The sequence below is a fragment of the Dyadobacter sp. HNCC25DJ187 genome (assembly GCF_056895255.1).
Map to the genome: position 1 here is coordinate 1,942,701 of NZ_JBXHAT010000001.1, position 18,435 is coordinate 1,961,135.

An 18,435-nucleotide genomic window follows, 5' to 3' on the forward strand; every position below is an offset into this window, starting at 1 on the left:
CTATAACAATTCATATTCAACTCATGATACCTACACGAACATATATCATTTTCCTCTCTCTATCAGACATATACAGAATACAAACACCCTAATTCAGGATCTTTACTATTTTTTTACCGCGATTATGTGACCAACCAGCCCTTTCCGTGTCTATAGATTACACAAAATACACACATTATAACATTCTTAATCACTTCATCAGCAAACTTACTCTTAAGGTTCACACTATCATCAACACACTATTAGCCAGAAATGTCCGGAAAGCTAACGCCTCCGGACATTTTTTATTAATTATAACCCATCCAAATATGTCCAAATAAAAGAGGATCGCTGGCTCACACCGACGATCCTCTTTTTTACTGATGCTAATCTATTAAAGCACTACGTTCACAATCCTTTTTGGTACAACAATCACCTTTTTAGGTGTTTTGCCTTCCATCCATTTTTGCACTACTTCATTGGCCAGTACTTCTTTTTCAATTTCCGCAGCCGGGGTATCCAAAGGAAACGGCAGAGAAATTCTTACTTTTCCATTGATCTGAACAGGATATTCAAAAGTGTCTTCAACAATATGCTGAGGATTGAATTTCGGGAATGATGCTTTCGAAACCATGCCCTGTTCATTGCCCAATGCGAACCAAAGTTCTTCCGCTATATGTGGGGCATACGGCGAAAGCAGAATGACCAGTTCCTGCAACACATCCTTACTGGCGCATTTTGCACTGCTTAGTTCGTTCACACACACCATGAATGCACTTACCGCTGTATTAAAAGAAAAATTCTCAATATCTTCTTCAATCTTTTTAATGGTTTTGTGCAGCGTTTTCAGCTCTTCCGGTTTGGCAGGAACGTCCTTCACTACCCACTGTCCCAAATCATTGTAGAACAAACGCCAGAATTTACGGATGAAACGGTAGGTTCCGTCTATACCATTGGTATTCCAAGGCTTCGCCTGCTCTAATGGCCCGAGGAACATTTCATAAAGTCGCAAAGTATCGGCACCGTACCGGGTTACAATATCGTCAGGATTGACCACATTGAATTTTGATTTTGACATCTTCTCCACTTCCCAGCCGCACACATACTTGCCATCTTCCAATATAAATTCAGCATGTTCACCAGCAATATCATTACGGCTCGCTTTGAACTTTTCAACGTCAAGAACGTCATTCTCAACAATATTCACATCCACATGAAGTGCTGTTACATCGTATTCACCTTTCAGACCAGCACTTACAAATACAGGCTTACTGTAATTATCGCTCTTGACACGGTAAACGAAATTACTACGTCCTTGAATCATGCCCTGGTTGATGAGCTTTTTGAAAGGCTCTTCTTCCGGTACAAAACCACGGTCTTTCAGAAATTTGTTCCAAAAACGGCTGTACAGCAAGTGACCTGTTGCATGTTCCGTTCCGCCGATGTATAAATCCACGTCTTTCCAATACGCTATCGCCTCTTTGGATGCAAAATCACCATCATTTTTAGGATCCATGTAGCGGTACCAGTACCAGCTGCTACCTGCCCAACCCGGCATGGTGCTCAACTCATATTGATTTCCACTTCCATGCGCCCAGCCTTCTGCTCTTCCTAGTGGCGGTTCTCCACTTTCCGTTGGTAAATATTTATCGACTTCCGGTAAGTTCAGTGGCAATTCGCTTTCTTGCAACAAGTATGGCAAAGCCTGTCCATTGTTGTCATTTTTATAATAAACAGGAACCGGCTCTCCCCAATATCGCTGACGGCCAAAAACGGCATCTCTCAAACGATAATTGATTTTTCCTTTACCAACACCTTTTTCTTCCACCCATTGGATCAACACTTTGTTGGCTTCATGGAAAGTCATTCCGTTGATGATACCAGAATTGATGTATTTCCCTTCTTTGGTTGCATCAGCCTGAACATCTGTATCTTTCTGCGCATCCAGAATCGGAATAATAGGTAATCCAAAATGCGTTGCAAAATTCCAGTCACGCTGATCACCTGAAGGAACAGCCATCACAGCTCCCGTACCGTATCCCGCCAAAACGTAATCTGCAATGTATACTGGCACTTTTTCTCCATTCAGGGGATTCACCACATAAGCACCTGTAAATGCACCTGAAACCGTCTTCACATCCGACATTCTATCACGTTCCGAACGTTTTTTAGTCATGTCAATGTAGGCATCAATCTCTGAACGCTGCTCCGGTGTTGTGATCACATCCACCAACTCATGCTCCGGTGCAATCACCATAAAGGTTACACCATAGATCGTATCAACACGTGTCGTGAACACCTCTATATGGGTGGAGGGCAAGGGGCGTGGTGAATGGGATTCACCATGCCCTTCTCCCTCTGCCCCCTGCCCTTTGCCTTCTAACGCAAACTTCACCAACGCCCCAACGGATCTTCCGATCCAGTTACGCTGCTGCTCCTTTAATGAATCTGTCCATTCTACCTGGTCCAGACCGTCCAAAAGCCGCTGTGAATAGGCTGTGATCCGCATCATCCACTGACGCATCAGCTTTTGTATAACCGGAAAACCACCTCTTTCAGATACTCCGTCTTTTACTTCGTCATTTGAAAGTACCGAGCCCAGAGCCGGACACCAGTTAACCGTAGCATCGGCTACATAGGTGAGGCGATACTTTAATGTCATTTTGTACTGTTCCTCTTCAGTCCAGCTATTCCACTCCTCTGCCGTGAATAGAGCTATATCTTCGTCGCATGCAGCATTTACGTTCTGATTTCCTTCTGAAGCAAATTGCGAAGTCAGAGTCTCAATGGATTCAGCTTGTTGACTGTTATTGTTATACCAGCTGTTGAAAAGCTCCATGAAAATCCATTGCGTCCATTTGTAATATGACGGATCCGAAGTACGTACTTCGCGGCTCCAGTCATAACTTAAACCCAGATTTTTCAACTGCTCAATATACCGCGTAATGTTTTGTTCAGTCGTGATGGCAGGATGCTGCCCTGTTTGAATCGCATATTGCTCTGCCGGCAGTCCGAAGCTATCGAATCCCATCGGATGCAAAACGTTAAATCCTTTCAGCCTTTTGTATCGCGAGTAGATATCCGAAGCAATATAACCCAGCGGATGCCCAACGTGTAGCCCTGCACCGGAAGGATACGGGAACATATCCAGGACGTAATATTTGGGAAGCGTGGAATTGTTTTCAACATGATAAACACCATTGTTCTCCCAAAAATCCTGCCATTTTTTCTCGATGTCCTTATGACTATACTCGCTCATGATACTACTTTTAATTAACGAAAATATTTTAATGTATTAAAATACAAATAGTTACACACCAAACTTACTAAACAGAGAAATTCAGCTCTGCGTGAAATTGCCCGCAAAAATAGTTGATTTGATTGTATTCAGTACTGTAATACACCACAATAGATGAAAAGACTTTTGATCCGGCCCAGCGTTTATCATTCTACAATTATCCTGTCTGCCCATCATGCAGGCACGCCTTTTGCAATAGACGTGTTGAGTAATCAAAAAACTAAAAACCAATTCAATTAAACATGCTATGAAAAAATTACTGTTTGCTATTTGTGCTCTGATCATTGCCCATTCAGCGTCGGCCCAATATGATCCGGGATTCCGTTTTGGTATTAAAGCAGGTGCTAACCTATCCAATATTAACGGCAGCAATGATCTTTCACTGGGGAATGGTGGTGATGCATTCAATTTCAAAGACAATGACAATCGTTCACTAGGCTTTGTAGGAGGGGTATTTTTCCGATTTGGTCGTAATGTGTATATTCAGCCGGAATTTCTTTTGTCTCAAAAAGGAGGAAGATTCAATGTATACAAAGATGGCCTTCAAAACTCTGATGGGAAGGTGGATGTAAGGTTTTCCAACCTGGATGTACCGGTACTTTTTGGTGTAAGAATTGCTAAGCTTTTGCGTATCAATGTTGGCCCTATGGCTTCGTTACGTATGTCGAACAATGGTAAAATCAGAGATTCGTTTGATGATGTTACGGGAAACAATTCCGGTGCTGAAATTAATAACCGTCTGGCATTTGGTTACCAGGCAGGTGTAGGACTTGACTTTGGTAGATTAAGTCTTGACGTGCGTTATGAAGGAAACTTTACAGATGTTGTAAAAGTGAATTTCGACAATGCAACTACGGCATCTCAGTTTGGAAAAAAGGGTAATCTTTTCCAGGCTACACTAGGACTAGCGATTTTTTAGAAATAGTTAAATTCAACAGCAAAGGCGAGGTGGATGATTTCCATTTCGCCTTTATTGTTTATAAAAATACGTCCTAGCTCAAATTTCGGTGTTTGTACAGATTTATATAACTTGCCAGGTATGGAATTTTAATAAGTGTATATCTCAACTTAAATTTGATAATTTTTTGTGGCTATAAATACCGATAACGTAAAACTGGTTTTTGGACTAAAAATCAAACAACTACGACTTGACAAAGGACTATCACTCAGCGAATTGTCCCAAAAGTCAGGGCTGTCGGTATCTTATATCAACGAGATAGAAAAAGGAAAAAAATATCCCAAGTCGGATAAGATTCTGGCCTTAGCATCAGCTATGAATGTGGAGTATGATACCCTCGTATCTCTTAAACTCAGCAAAAGGCTGGAACCCATTTCTGAACTTCTGAGCTCTAACGTTCTTACCGAATTACCTCTTGAGCTCTTCGGAATAGACCCGGCCAATCTGCTTGAAATTCTTTCCGACGCACCTGCCAAAATCAGTGCATTCGTGGGCACGCTCATCGAAATTGCCCGAAATTATAATATGTCTATTGAGAAATTCTACTTCTCAGCATTGCGGACCTATCAAGAAATGCATGACAATTATTTTGAAGACATTGAACTGGAAGCAGAGCAGTTTCTAAAAGAATTGGAGATGCCCGAAGAAGAGTTGATTCGCGAAGCTTTTCTTGAAAACATTCTCAGAAACCGTTACAGCTATTCGATTGAATATATCAATGAAAAAAGCTATCCCGAATTTAGTACAGTGCGGTCGCTCACTATACCCAATGCGCAAGGCAATCGACTATTGCTTAATCACAATCTAAGTTCAGTTCAGCGTTTGTTTATTTACGGAAGAGAGATTGGCTACCACTATCTCAACTTGAAAAACCGTCTGCATACGACAGCTTTGGTAGAAGCTGAAACATTTGAGCAACTGCTCAATAATTTCAAAGCCTCCTATTTTGCCAGCGCCATCATTATCAAAAGGAGCTTATTGGTCCCAAAACTGGCTGCATTCTTTGAATCACCTACATGGCAGCCTGAAAAACTGGTGAATATGGTTTCTGAGTTTAATACTACTCCTGAGTCATTCTTCTATAGAGTAAGCAATGTGCTTCCACGTTATTTCGGCATCAATCAGATTTTCTTCTCACGCTTTAATAATTTTGCAGGGCAGAATTTGTTCGATATGACCAAGGAAATGCACATTTCACGTAAGCATTATCCGCATACGGTCCGCGACGAACATTATTGTCGCCGTTGGGTTGCACTTACAATTCTGAATGAATTGGGAGAACATAAAGATAAAGACGCATCCACTGTACTTTGCAAAGCGCAAAAGTCAACTTACCTGGATTCCAATGACGATTATTTGGTGATCAGTTTTGCTCAACCAGTGACTACCACCCATAACCTCAATGTAAGTGTTTCGATGGGGATGTATCTGGATGAAGCCACACGCGAAAAAATCCGCTTTCTCAATGACCCTGCAATACCGTCGCGCACGGTGAATCAGACTTGCGAAAGATGTTCCTTGTTTGACTGCCGTGAACGGATTGCTGCACCAATCATTTTACAGAAAAAATACAAAAATGAGGCACTTCGGAAAGCACTCAAAAAGATGATCAGATAACCAGATTAATAAATATCATCCTGGCATAGGGGTTTACAAATAGTTGATTGTCGTTATTTTGACAAATAACCAACCTTTCAGAATCAAGAATGACCGATTAAAAATTCCTTAAAAGTTCTTATTGTAAATCAAACGGCTTCCTTCCTTTTTATCTTTGTCCAAAATTCTAATAATCCTATGTCGGGCACCTATGAATTTGAGGATTTCATTCTAAAGATTTCAACGCCTTTTTACATCATCCTCATCGCACTTGAAATTTTCCTGACCAATCGTTCGGAAAGGAAAAACTATACCATCAAAGACACCCTTATGAATGCTGCGCTTATGCTATTAAACGGTGGCATTGACCTTGTTTTTCGTGTTGTATATGTGAGCCTGCTGATCTGGCTTTTCAACTTTCGTATCGTTGAGCCTATTGCGAATCCCTACATTTATTGGACGGCACTTTTCCTTCTGGAAGATCTGGCATTTTATACCTTGCATTACGTGGATCATCATTGCCGAATTTTCTGGGCTGTACATGTAACACATCATTCTTCTGAACATTTCAATTTAACCACCGGCTTCCGGTCATCGGTATTTCAGCCTCTTTACCGATTCGTTTACTTTATTCCCCTGGTTTTGATTGGTTTCAATCCTGCAGATATCGTAATTATGTACTCTATCACACAGATCTACGGAATCATTGTACATACTGAACATGTAGGCAAACTGGGCTTTTTGGAATACATTCTCGTTACACCTTCTCATCACAGAGTCCATCATGCGAGCAATGTTGAATACTTGGATAAAAACATGGGCATGTGCCTGATTATCTGGGATAGACTTTTTGGCACTTTTCAGAAAGAAATACAGCATATTCCAACCCGCTATGGCCTTACCACCAATTTGGATCAGACCAATTTGAGACATACTATTTTCCATGAATGGAAAGCAATTGGAAACGACTTCGCTCAGGCTACCGACCTCATTACCAAAATAAAATATGCTGTAAAGGCGCCAGGCTGGTCTCATGACGGATCCAGGCAGACGAGTAAGGAATTGCAAAAGGAACTTTCGGCAATCAGCCATCAGCAGTCGGCAATCAAGAACCAGCCGTCTGCAATTGAAGTTCAGGAATAGGTGGCCACAGCCTAAGTAGTTAGCCAATCGAATTCATAATCTTCTGATTTAATCATTTCGGTTTTTAGCCCCGGCCTGAAATCCGACAGCTAGTAGCTATTTAAATGCTTGTATTCCCGTAATTTCGGCACCCAATATCAGCAAGTGAATATCATGTGTTCCCTCATAGGTAATGACAGACTCAAGGTTATTCATATGCCGCATAATTGGATAATCACCTGATATACCCATAGCACCTAATATCTGCCTTGCTTCCCTTGCCACGTCCAGTGCCATCGCTACATTATTTCGTTTTGCCATGGAGATTTGAGCATTAGTTGCCCTTCCTTCATTCATTAAGATCCCCAAACGCCAGGCAAGAAGTTGTGCCTTGGTGATTTCTGTCAGCATCTCTGCAAGTTTCTTTTGGATTAGTTGAAATGAGGCAATTGGTTTATCAAACTGTATGCGTTCCTTCGCATACTTCAGCGCTGTTTCATAGCAGTCGAGTGCAGCGCCCAAAGCACCCCAGGCTATGCCGAACCTTGCTTTATCCAGACACGCCAGTGGTGCTTTCATTCCAATACCCCCAGGCAAAATGTTTTCTTGCGGGATAAAGACTTCGTCAAAAACAAGCTCACCAGTAGCACTGGCACGCAGCGACCATTTACCGTGAATTTCCGGAGTAGAAAACCCTTTCATACCCCTCTCTACAATAATTCCCTGTACCCTGTTTTCTTCATTTCTTGCCCATACAATGGCAATATCAGCATAAGGTGCATTTGAAATCCATATTTTGGAACCAGACAACAAGTAGCCTCCTTCCGTTTTTACAAGCCGGGAAACCATTCCTGCCGGGTTAGAGCCGTAATCAGGTTCCGTAAGACCGAAGCATCCCAGCAACTCCCCACTGGCAAGCCTGGGCAGATATTTTTGTTTGTGTTCTTCTGAACCGAAGGCAAAAATAGGCCACATCACCAAAGATCCCTGTACCGAAACGGTAGAGCGCATTCCGGAATCGCCTCTTTCAATCTCCTGACACATGAGTCCGTAACTTATATAGTCCAGTCCTCCCCCACCATACTCCTGCGGAATCGCCGGTCCAAACACACCCAATTCACCAAACTTTTTCACCAGATCAACTGGAAATGCAGCCCTTTGCGCAAAATCCTCAATGATCGGCTTGATTTCCTTATCGGTAAAGTCCCGGACAGTCCGGGCGATGAGTAGTTGCTCCGTGGTGAGCAGGTCGGAGATTTGAAGGAAGTCGGTGGTCATAAGCTGATTTTGATATTTATCAATAACACTGGAGAAAAACAGTTATTTTACAAATTGTAACCACGTGAAATAGAGTATTTCTTATATACATCAGAATTTGAAATAGCTGAATACGAGCCCTCTAAAATATACAAACCCGTAGGCTAATTCCGCAGAAAAGCCCATGTTCATGCCGTGCAAATTACTCAACTCCTTCTATCCCGTTCCAGATTCCCGGAGTTGCAAGCTCAATAAGATGTCTTTCGGTATCCCGAAAATAAATGCTTTTTCCCTTATTGAATTCGACTATACTTTCTATCTCTACATTACGCTCTGCCAAAAGGGTTTTCCAATTGTCGTACATCTCGGAATTGATTGAAAAAGCAAGGTGAACAGGGCCCGATCCATCGTGCGAAGGAATTATCCCACCACCAGGAAGTGTAATGGGTTTTATAGAGCTTTCCTTCTTAAATAACAGAAGCACTTGTTTACCAGCTACATTCAATGCAACAAGCCTTTCGCTTTCTACCAAAGTTTCAAATTCAAATAAATCTTTATAAAACCGCACTGCTTTATCTAAATCATCAAAATATAGCGCCGATTCTAAAATGCCGTTGACTTTCATATTCTTATTTTTTACGATTGTACTATTCCCTCACTATCAAAACAGCTTACTACCGTATTAAAAGTTCATTCTACCATAAAATAATAATCTGCCACACTTTCAGCCCGATTTCCGTAACAGACATTAAAACCTGAACCATAAAACATGCTACGTAACTATATCAAAATCGCATTTCGTAACTTTCGCGCCGGTGGATGGTATTCTGCTTTGAATGTGGGTGGATTGGCTGTAGTGCTGGCAGTCAGCCTTCTACTCTTCTGGTGGGTAAAGGATGAGCTCAGTTTCGACCGTTTCCATGCTGATTCTGAACGCATCTATCAGCTTAATACCCATTTTGGCAAAGGAGAAGAAGAGATGACATTAACATCATCACCCGGCCCCATCGGATATACAGCAGCACAGCAGCTCCCCGAAGTTGAGCGTGTCGTTCGCATGGGTTATTTCCCGTCAGGAACATTTCTGGTCAACGGTAAAACCTTCACGGAGAAAGATAATCTGATTTACGTAGATAGCAGCTTTCTCCATGTTTTCAACGGATTCAGCCTGATTCACGGAAATGCTGGTCAACCCTTCGACCAGCCAAATTCAGTAGTCATTACAAAAAAGCTGGCTCTTAAATTTTTTGGAACCAGCGATGCAATGGGGAAGTCGTTTGTACAAGTTGAGTCCAATGACAGATATACAGTCAGTGGTGTACTGGCTGATGCTCCGGATAATTCGTCCTTCCGTTACGACATGTGTGTAAACATGCAGGCGCGCGAAAAAAAATTCGCTGGAAATCAATCTGCCGACGCAGACTGGGACAATTATGACTTTGGAACCTACATTAAACTGCGACCGGAAGCAAAGCCCCAAACCGTAGAGACCAAGCTGACAGATCTCCAAACCAATATTCTAAAAGACAAAAAAAATGCACCGGATTACCTGCTGCAGCCGCTTGCCGATATACACTTACTATCTGTTGAAGGCAACGAGGGAGCTATGCAGCAGGTACAAATTCTAGGCATTGTGGCCGTATTATTGATTAGTATCGGCTGTATCAATTATGTAAACCTCACTACGGCAAGAACCACCAGGAGAAATAAAGAAATGGGTGTTAGAAAAGTTGTAGGAGCTCAATCAAAACAGCTTGCAGTACAACTTCTGGTAGAATCGGCTATGACGCTGGCCCTGGCGCTGCTGATCTCCGTTTTACTGGTGTTTATGCTACTTCCCTTCTATTCTGAAATCACAGGAAAGTCGGGTAGATTTTCTCTCACCGATCCTCAGGCATGGCAAATACTGATCGGGACCTTAACCTTTTGCTTTCTGATAGCGGGAATTTATCCGGCGGTACTAGCATCAAAATTCCATCTCATACATATGCTTCGCAGCCGCTCGGGCCAGCCAGGTGGTTCCGGACTGCGCAGAACACTTGTTGTCATACAATTTGCTTTGGCGACAATGCTCATAGGCGGAACGTTAGTCATTGGAAGCCAGCTCCGTTTTATAAGGGAACGCAATCCAGGGTTCAACAGAGAACATGTATTTACTTTCACCGGACGTGAATTCACTCAACAATTTAAACAGGCACTTGCCGCTGAAACCAGCATTGCGGCCATCAGCACCTCCACCGATAGTCCCGTTAATGTATCGAGTGGCACCACGGCAGTAGACTGGGATGGAAAAGATAAGAACCGGACGCTGATCATGGCGCAAATGGGAATTGACAAAGACTTCATTCCCAACTTCGGTATACAACTGGTAGCAGGACGTAATTTTGATGGAAGTAAAGCTGATGAAGCCCACTTTATTCTCAATGAAACAGCTGTTAAACAAGCAGGCATCAAAGATCCTATCGGAAAGCGGTTTCGTCATGAGGGCGTTGAAGGCGTGATTACCGGAGTTGTCAAAGATTTCAGCATTACCTCTATACGTATCCCTGCCTGGCCTCTGGTGATGTTTTCAAGACCTACACAGCATCATGTCATCCATGTGCATACTGCAGGTAAGTCCGCTTCCGATGCCATTGCCAAAGCTGAAAAATTATGGAAGCAATATATACCTCAATATCCATTTGAATACCGGTTTCTGGATGCTGAATACAATCAGCTCTACAAAGCCGAACAGCAAACCGGACAATTATTCAATTTTTTCGCAGGTATAGCTATTCTGATTTCATCACTCGGACTATTAGGCCTGGCTTCCTTTACAGCAGAACAGCGTACCAAGGAAATTGGTATCCGAAAAGTATTGGGCGCAACTGTCCGGGATATCACTGTATTACTTTCCCGCGACTTTATAAAGCTGGTATTGATCGCCATTGTTCTTGCTATGCCGATTACCTGGTTTGCTCTTCAAAAATGGTTGCAGGGATTTGCCTATAAAGTGGAAATTGCATGGTGGGTGCTGGCATTGGCCGGCTTTCTTGCCATAGTAGTAGCCATGCTAACCATCAGCTTTCAAAGTATAAAAGCAGCGCTTACAAATCCTGTCAAAAGTTTGAAATCAGATTAATTTCTTACTGGTAAGCCTTCCACGGAGCATATAGTCAACTGCGAGAAGTGCTCCGAGTGCAATCAGGGAAATGCTATAGACCGATGGCATGGCTAACATTCCTGATGCTACGGACGTAAAGAATTTATCTGTGAGGGGTTTGGTCGTAACAGTTTCAGGCATACTTATCTGATCATAGTAAAAAAATCCTGTCAGGCATATCATGGCTACACAGGCTGCCGCAATCATATACCAGACTCGACTGCTGATAATAGGCTTCACAACCAGAACAGGCGGGCGGGCAATTTGCTGAACCTCCACCTGAGACATCACGCGGAGCATAAAATCATGACCTGGTGTTTGCACAACATTATTTTCCTGAAGAACCGCTTTCAGCTTACCATTTAAGACTAACGCTTCCTGATTTTCAGTCTGAACCGCAGCCATTACCATGCCGGTGAAGTCTGGCGACGGCAATTCCGTACCAGCTTCCCGGATTAGTTTTCTGAATATGTCATCTTTTTCCTGTTCCATTACGATCAGTCAGATTTTTAAAACTCTCACAATAAGAACTGCAATTCTTTCTCCAGTATTTTTCTGGCTCGAAATAATTTCACTTTGATATTCGACTCGGACATGCCTGTAATTTCTTCTATCTCCTTAATCGTATTCTCATTCAAGTAAAATAATGTAATGAGCAACGACTCCGATTCCGGTAACTTCTGAATCGCTTTTCTTACAAAAACGGATCGTTCTGTATGCTGTAACTGATCAAGTTGCGAATCCGAGTAATCATATACATCATCTTCATTCAAATTTTCATCAATCGAAAACGTCAGAATTCTGTTCCGGTTGAGTTTGGATATGGAAGTTCTGTAAACAATCGTATACAGCCAGGTCGAAAACTTAGCATGACCCTGAAATGAATAAATCTGCTGATAGGCTTTTATAAAACTTTCCTGTGCAACATCCTCTGCATCTTCCTGACGTTTCAGAATCTTCAATGCAATGGTATAGGCCATATCTTTATACCTGTTCACCAAAAATGAATAGGAAGACGGGTCTCCGTTTTTGACGTTGCTGATCCAGACCTGTTCTTCCGATTGTTTCATGCTGAGTAATTAACCCTATATAAAGCTTGATGTTGCAAAAATCTTATATCAAACCAACTGTTCGACTGCATGGGTTAGACATCGAATTGAAAAAACAGGTTACAACATTTCTCAAATTTTTATTTTCTGTTTTTTTCAAAAAAACTGTAACCTAATTTCCCGAACGAATGTCATATGGCTGAAATTAAAACTTAAATGAATGGAACACATCAAACACATCATCATTACTGTATCAGCAATAGGTTCCGCTTTTGGCATATTGTATGTATTAATGATGACCCGTTACCGCGAACGTATGGCCATGATCGAAAGAAATGTAGATGCTTCAATATTCACGGGCAAAAGGTCAATCTCCCCTACTCTAAAATTTGGTATGCTCCTCGTAGGAATCGCTTTGGGAATTCTTATCGGCGACATTCTGCATGAATATTATGATCTTAGCAGGGGGACCTCATTCTCTTCCATGACCCTGTTATTTGGAGGTATTAGTCTCATTATCAACTTTATCATTGAGCGGCAGCTTGACCGTAAACAGGAAGAATGAATTGCCTTCTCAAATACACTTCAAATTATCCTGTCTAAAAAAATTTAACATAGTACCTTGTAATACAAAGTACCTTTTTATATATTTGATCTGAGATTATCAAAGATATTAGCCATGAACTGAGATCGTTAACTACCGGCCGGTAAAACCATTCTGTTCTTCATTTCCCGAATTGCCCGAAAGAGTGAAAATCCTCTTAACGGGATTGCATTGCCTTTTTGCATCTATTAGCCATCGAACCTCAGGTTCGTAACCATGAAAAAAAATGAAGATACCTATGCTCCTTGCACAGCTGATGCTGCTATTGCTGGCGTTGCTTGCATTCCAGAAAAAAGCCACAGGGCAAACCTCAGACTACAATATCGCAGGCACTGTTTCAGACTCTGTTTCAGGTAAAAAGCTTGACTTTCTGACCATCAATCTGATGACGGATAAAAACACTGTCCTGAAAGTAGATTATACAAAAAATGATGGCAGCTTTCTATTCTCTGACCTTAAACCAATGCGCTATGAGATAGTGATCGTAGGCGTCGGTTACCAGAAAAAAGTCTTAAAGGCTGATCTCTCAGGAAGTGCTGATCTCTCACTGGTCTTAGGAAACATTCTAATGACATCTGAAACCGTTGGGTTGAAGGAGGTAATTGTAAGCGGAACCAAGCAGGTCATCAAACAGGAAATCGACCGGATTACCTATGATCTGCAGGCTGATCCCGAAAGCAAAGTATTCAGTGTGTTGGATATGATGCGCAAGGTTCCGTATCTGTCACTGGACTCGGACAATAACATCTACCTGAAAGGCAACGCGGATTTTAAGATTCTGATCAATGGCAAACCATCCAGTATGGTAGAGCGCAGCTATAAGGATATTTTGCGCAGTATGCCTGCCTCTTCCATTGAACGTATTGAGGTCATAACCACCCCACCGGCCAAGTACGACGCTGAAGGACTGGCAGGAATCATCAATATTATTACCAGCAAAAAAGTAGATAGTGGGGTCAATGGATCGGTCAATATCAATGAACGATTCCCGGTTGGCGGTCCGGGTATAGGTGGATCCGTATCTGCCAAACTGGGAAAATGGGGCATGACCGGAATGACCGGTGGAAGCTTTTACAATATACCGGAAACGTATAACAGCATCAGCAGAATTACAAATAATGGCACACCAACCAATCTTTGGCAGGATGCGTATACTGTTTCCAAAAGCCGGAGCGGGTATTTAGGATACGAGGTAAGCTATGAGATAGACAGTCTCAACCTTATTTCAGGACAAATTAATGTCAACGGAAACAAGTCCAGCGGTACAAATGTGCAGTGGTCTGAGTTGAATGGCGCCGGAGAAATCTTGCAACAATACAAGCTCGACAACAGAAACTCCGGAAATGGAACCGGCATGGATGCTGCGTTGAATTACCAGAAAGGTTTTAAGGCTGACAAAAACAGGCTCCTTACATTTTCTTACCGGTTCTTCAGATTTGATAACAATCAGAATGCTGATCTGGCAATTTCGGACCGTATCAATTACCCTTTGCCGGATTACCGCCAATTGAACGATCAGCATTTCTCAGAACAGACGATTCAGGTTGACTACATATATCCTTACAAAAAAGTGAGTATTGAAGCAGGTATAAAAGCCATTATCAGGGACAACAAGAGTGATTTTCAGTATCGTCAGTTTAGCAACAATTCATCAGATTTCGAAGTTGTACCTGCTTTCAGTAACCAATTCGCCAACAAGCAGCATGTGTATGGCATTTATAATACCTACCAATACACACTCAAAAGCTGGGCTGTGAAAGCAGGGGCTCGCCTGGAACAAACCACAATGAATGCTGATTTCCTTTCTACAGAATCCACCTTGGATCAGCATTATCTCAATGTAATCCCGTCAGTTTCCGTAAGTAAAAAATTAAAAAAGCACAACAGTAGCATGAACTTCGGTTACTCACAGCGTATCCAGCGACCAGGTATTTATCAGCTCAATCCATTTGTCGACAGATCCAACCCCAACTTTGAACGCACCGGAAATCCTAATCTACGTCCGGCTCTGGTTCACGACTTTCAGCTCGGTTATAACAGAGCGAATAAAGGATCTCTGAATTTTAGCGTAGGAACTACATTTTTTACAGATCTGATTTTCCTTGTTTCTGTATATGATCCTGCTACAAAGATTAGTAGACTCAGTTACGATAACACCGGAACTGCTCGTCTCCTGATGGCTAACCTGAGCTGGAATTATCCGTTTACCAAACGTTGGAACATGAATGTAAACGCAAGAGCTGCACACGGAAAAGTACACGGAACGGTAAATGCATTACCGGTAACGAACCAGGGAGTCATGGCGCAGATCAATATGTCTAGCGGATATCGTTTCGAAAAAGACTGGCGATTAAACGTGAACTTTAATTACAACGGTCCCAGCGTCAACTTACAGGGAAGCTCAAATTCGTATATTTTCAGTTCATTGAGTGTCAACAAAGATATTGTTAAAGATAAACTTTCTTTCTCCGCATCGGTCAACAATCCATTTACGAAATTCCGCCAAAATTATCGCTATACCTCTGGTCCTGATTTCGAACAAACAGATTACCGGAGAGAGTATTTCCGGTCTTTCAATGTGAGCGTCAACTATAAGTTTGGGAAATTGAAAGATGCCATTAAGAAAAACAAACGGGGAATCAAAAACGACGACGTGCAAAATTAGTGCTACAACCATGATACTGAGCATTTCCAAATACCACACGGCCGCGGCGCACCTCAGTAGCAGTACGTCAATCCTTTAAACGTTAGAGGAAAAAATAACAGGCAGCTTACTACCGAAAGGCTAATAAGCTGCCTGTAGCAGTTTTCTGCAATTACATAAATTAAGTACCTTTGCATTTATTAAAGGCTAAATCCCTTTCACAATGCAACAAACACTACAATTCGTTCTGGCGCCTGAAATTGCGCTGGATGAAGAAAACTTCCGCCAGTTTATCATCAAAAAACTGAATCTTCGTGAAGGCGACAATCCTGTTATCCGCAGAACAAGGCAATCCATTGATGCGCGAAGCAGGCAGGTTAAAGTCAATATTCAGGCAGAAGTATATGTGAATGAAACACCGCCTTCACTCATCAGCCTTTCCACCAACTACGCGGATGTAAGCAACCGTCCTGCAGCAATTATCGTAGGATGTGGCCCTGCCGGCATGTTTGCAGCACTCCGACTGATCGAGCTTGGTATCAAACCGATTTTGTTCGAAAGAGGAAAAGACGTACGCGCCAGGCGCCGTGATCTTGCTGCTATCAACAAAGACCATGTAGTCAACCCCGAATCCAATTACTGTTTTGGTGAAGGTGGTGCAGGTACCTATTCCGACGGAAAGTTATATACAAGGTCCAATAAGCGGGGTGATATCAGAAGGGTACTTGAAATATTTGTAGGACATGGTGCAAGCGAACAGATTCTGATTGACACACATCCTCATATTGGCACCAATAAACTTCCCTTAGTCGTTTCCGCCATGCGCGAGAGTATTCTTAAGGCAGGGGGGGAAATCCACTTTGATACCAGGGTAACGGATTTGCTTGTTGATCAAAACAACCTGAAGGGTGTCGTTACTGACGATCAAACCGAGCACATCGGTATAGGCGTCATTCTCGCAACCGGCCATTCTGCAAGGGATATTTATGAATTGCTGGACAGAAAGCAAATACTGATCGAAAACAAATCATTTGCAATGGGTGTCCGCATCGAGCATCCTCAGAGAGTAATCGATCAGATTCAATACCACTGCGAAACAGACCGTGGTCCTTATTTGCCTGCAGCTTCTTACAGTTTGGTAACCCAAACCCGATACAATGGAGTACAGCGAGGTGTTTTTTCTTTCTGTATGTGTCCGGGTGGCTTTATAGTTCCTGCAGCAACGGCTCCGGGTGAGTTGGTTGTAAACGGGATGTCTCCTTCCCGCCGCGACTCCCCTTTTGCTAACTCGGGTATTGTGGTAGCGGTTGAATCTGCTGACATCGAGCCCTATCGCGAATTTGGCGCGCTGGCCGGTCTTGAATTTCAGAAAGAAATGGAGAAAAAAGCCTGTAAAATCGCAGGAGCTACCCAAACGGCACCAGCTCAATTGGTAACCGATTTTGTAAGAATGAAAAACTCAGGACAGCTGCGGGAAACTTCTTACCAGCCCGGACTTCAGGCTGTGGACCTTTACGATATATTGCCCGACAATATCGCTTTGCCTTTAAGAAGTGGACTTTCCGATTTCGGACGAAAAATGAGAGGATACCTTTCCGATGAGGCACAGCTGATCGGTGTAGAAAGCCGTACATCTTCCCCTGTTCGCATTCCGAGGGACCGCGAGTCCTGTGAGCATCCAATCTTAAAAGGACTTTTCCCATGTGGCGAAGGGGCTGGATATGCCGGTGGTATTATGTCTGCTGCCATGGACGGAGAAAGATGTGCAGAGCAACTGGCAAAACTATATGCCAAAGTCTGACCGTATCTTGAATTGCTATATTATCACTGAAAGTATCAAAATATATACATATCTGTGATACCTTTAATATCAATTCAAAAAGTAGTATATTTGCATTTCATAGTGTAAATTATAACCCGAAACTCAAATTAAGATATCACAGGAATAGCGCTGTGAAGAAGCAATTCATTACATCACCTTTAAAGGAACCGTTTATGGCGTCAGCAGGAGCATTTTCTTTATTTACCACACAGTTGGTTAATAATCTGAAATATCCGCTGCCCGGTGAGTCCGCTCATCAGGTCATGCAGGCCACGTCTAAAATGAGGCTCAGCTTTAAGCCGAATCTACGTACCCGCAAAAGCGCTGTTTTGATATTGTTTTATCCTCATCAGGGAGACATTTATTTCCCCTTGATACTTCGTCCGGCCTATGATGGTGTACATTCGGGACAAGTGGCATTTCCCGGAGGACGATATGAACTGACGGATGAAAACCTAATCCGGACTGCTTTAAGAGAGGCACAGGAAGAAGTGGGTCTTCGGCTCACAGATGTGAGCATTTTGGGCTGCCTGACTGAACTGTTTATTCCGCCGAGTAACTTTTACGTACTGCCTGTGATCGCATCTATACCGTATCGACCCGACTACTTTCCAGATCCAAGGGAAGTAGAGGACGTGTTTGAAGTGAAGCTTTCAGAAATAACGGATGAAAGCATTGTTGGTTCGAGTTATTTACAAATCCGTGGTGAGCAGGTTTATGCTCCTCATTATGATGTTCATGGATACAAAATATGGGGGGCAACAGCAATGATGATTAGCGAACTTCTGGCCGTTATTAACAGTACCGATCGGGGTGTTCAACCGTGAAAATAAGCGCTATATTTGCTATATTAGCGATGAGAATGAATATAATCTTAAGGGAGTGCAACCAACAGATCCTTATTTACTCATCCGTTGAACCTTCTGCAAAGCCGGCAAGAAAATAATTTTTAATTAAGAACTTA

At 42.5% G+C, this 18,435-nt stretch carries 13 protein-coding genes; 8 read left to right on the plus strand and 5 right to left on the minus strand.

Going from position 1 to position 18,435, the window contains the following annotated elements:
- Positions 1 to 373 precede the first annotated feature (373 nt).
- The gene (leuS, locus tag AC1XUE_RS08040; protein WP_483355419.1) at positions 374 to 3,238 is read right to left on the minus strand and encodes a leucine--tRNA ligase; all 2,865 of its coding nucleotides are present in this window, start codon (positions 3,236 to 3,238) and stop codon (positions 374 to 376) included.
- Positions 3,239 to 3,524: 286 nt separating this feature from the next.
- On the opposite strand from leuS, the gene AC1XUE_RS08045 reads away from it, so the two are divergent.
- The 3 genes from AC1XUE_RS08045 (at position 3,525) to AC1XUE_RS08055 (ending at position 6,974) form a co-directional block, all read left to right on the plus strand.
- Positions 3,525 to 4,196 (plus strand): porin family protein, encoded by a 672-nt coding sequence (locus AC1XUE_RS08045; protein ID WP_483355420.1) that lies wholly within the window; start codon positions 3,525 to 3,527, stop codon positions 4,194 to 4,196.
- Positions 4,197 to 4,364: 168 nt separating this feature from the next.
- Complete coding sequence (locus tag AC1XUE_RS08050) at positions 4,365 to 5,852, plus strand: helix-turn-helix domain-containing protein (RefSeq protein ID WP_483355421.1); 1,488 nt, start codon at positions 4,365 to 4,367, stop codon at positions 5,850 to 5,852.
- A gap of 177 nt (positions 5,853 to 6,029) precedes the next feature.
- Positions 6,030 to 6,974: a sterol desaturase family protein gene (locus AC1XUE_RS08055; protein WP_483355422.1), complete on the plus strand. Its 945-nt coding sequence runs from the start codon at positions 6,030 to 6,032 to the stop codon at positions 6,972 to 6,974.
- A 96-nt stretch (positions 6,975 to 7,070) separates the two neighbouring features.
- On the opposite strand, the gene AC1XUE_RS08060 is transcribed toward AC1XUE_RS08055, so the two are convergent.
- Together AC1XUE_RS08060 and AC1XUE_RS08065 are read right to left on the minus strand one after the other, a co-directional pair.
- Positions 7,071 to 8,231, minus strand: a complete 1,161-nt coding sequence (locus tag AC1XUE_RS08060; protein WP_483355423.1) for an acyl-CoA dehydrogenase family protein — start codon at positions 8,229 to 8,231, stop codon at positions 7,071 to 7,073.
- A gap of 181 nt (positions 8,232 to 8,412) precedes the next feature.
- Positions 8,413 to 8,835 (minus strand): VOC family protein, encoded by a 423-nt coding sequence (locus tag AC1XUE_RS08065; RefSeq protein WP_483355424.1) that lies wholly within the window; start codon positions 8,833 to 8,835, stop codon positions 8,413 to 8,415.
- A 144-nt stretch (positions 8,836 to 8,979) separates the two neighbouring features.
- On the opposite strand from AC1XUE_RS08065, the gene AC1XUE_RS08070 reads away from it, so the two are divergent.
- Positions 8,980 to 11,331, plus strand: a complete 2,352-nt coding sequence (locus AC1XUE_RS08070) for an ABC transporter permease (RefSeq protein WP_483355425.1) — start codon at positions 8,980 to 8,982, stop codon at positions 11,329 to 11,331.
- Here AC1XUE_RS08070 and AC1XUE_RS08075 read toward each other — a convergent pair.
- Both AC1XUE_RS08075 and AC1XUE_RS08080 read right to left on the minus strand, forming a co-directional pair.
- Positions 11,323 to 11,844 (minus strand): hypothetical protein, encoded by a 522-nt coding sequence (locus AC1XUE_RS08075; RefSeq protein ID WP_483355426.1) that lies wholly within the window; start codon positions 11,842 to 11,844, stop codon positions 11,323 to 11,325. The genes AC1XUE_RS08070 and AC1XUE_RS08075 overlap by 9 nt on opposite strands.
- Positions 11,845 to 11,870: 26 nt before the next feature.
- Positions 11,871 to 12,422, minus strand: coding sequence for an RNA polymerase sigma factor (locus AC1XUE_RS08080; protein ID WP_483355427.1), 552 nt, complete (start codon positions 12,420 to 12,422; stop codon positions 11,871 to 11,873).
- Positions 12,423 to 12,621: 199 nt separating this feature from the next.
- On the opposite strand from AC1XUE_RS08080, the gene AC1XUE_RS08085 reads away from it, so the two are divergent.
- From AC1XUE_RS08085 to AC1XUE_RS08100, 4 genes are all read left to right on the plus strand, one after another.
- Positions 12,622 to 12,966 (plus strand): DUF6249 domain-containing protein, encoded by a 345-nt coding sequence (locus AC1XUE_RS08085; RefSeq protein ID WP_483355428.1) that lies wholly within the window; start codon positions 12,622 to 12,624, stop codon positions 12,964 to 12,966.
- A gap of 265 nt (positions 12,967 to 13,231) precedes the next feature.
- Positions 13,232 to 15,670, plus strand: coding sequence for an outer membrane beta-barrel protein (locus AC1XUE_RS08090; protein ID WP_483355429.1), 2,439 nt, complete (start codon positions 13,232 to 13,234; stop codon positions 15,668 to 15,670).
- 202 nt (positions 15,671 to 15,872) lie between these two features.
- Positions 15,873 to 17,450, plus strand: a complete 1,578-nt coding sequence (locus tag AC1XUE_RS08095) for an NAD(P)/FAD-dependent oxidoreductase (RefSeq protein WP_483355430.1) — start codon at positions 15,873 to 15,875, stop codon at positions 17,448 to 17,450.
- Positions 17,451 to 17,644: 194 nt separating this feature from the next.
- Positions 17,645 to 18,298, plus strand: coding sequence for an NUDIX hydrolase (locus AC1XUE_RS08100; protein WP_483355431.1), 654 nt, complete (start codon positions 17,645 to 17,647; stop codon positions 18,296 to 18,298).
- Positions 18,299 to 18,435 lie beyond the last annotated feature (137 nt).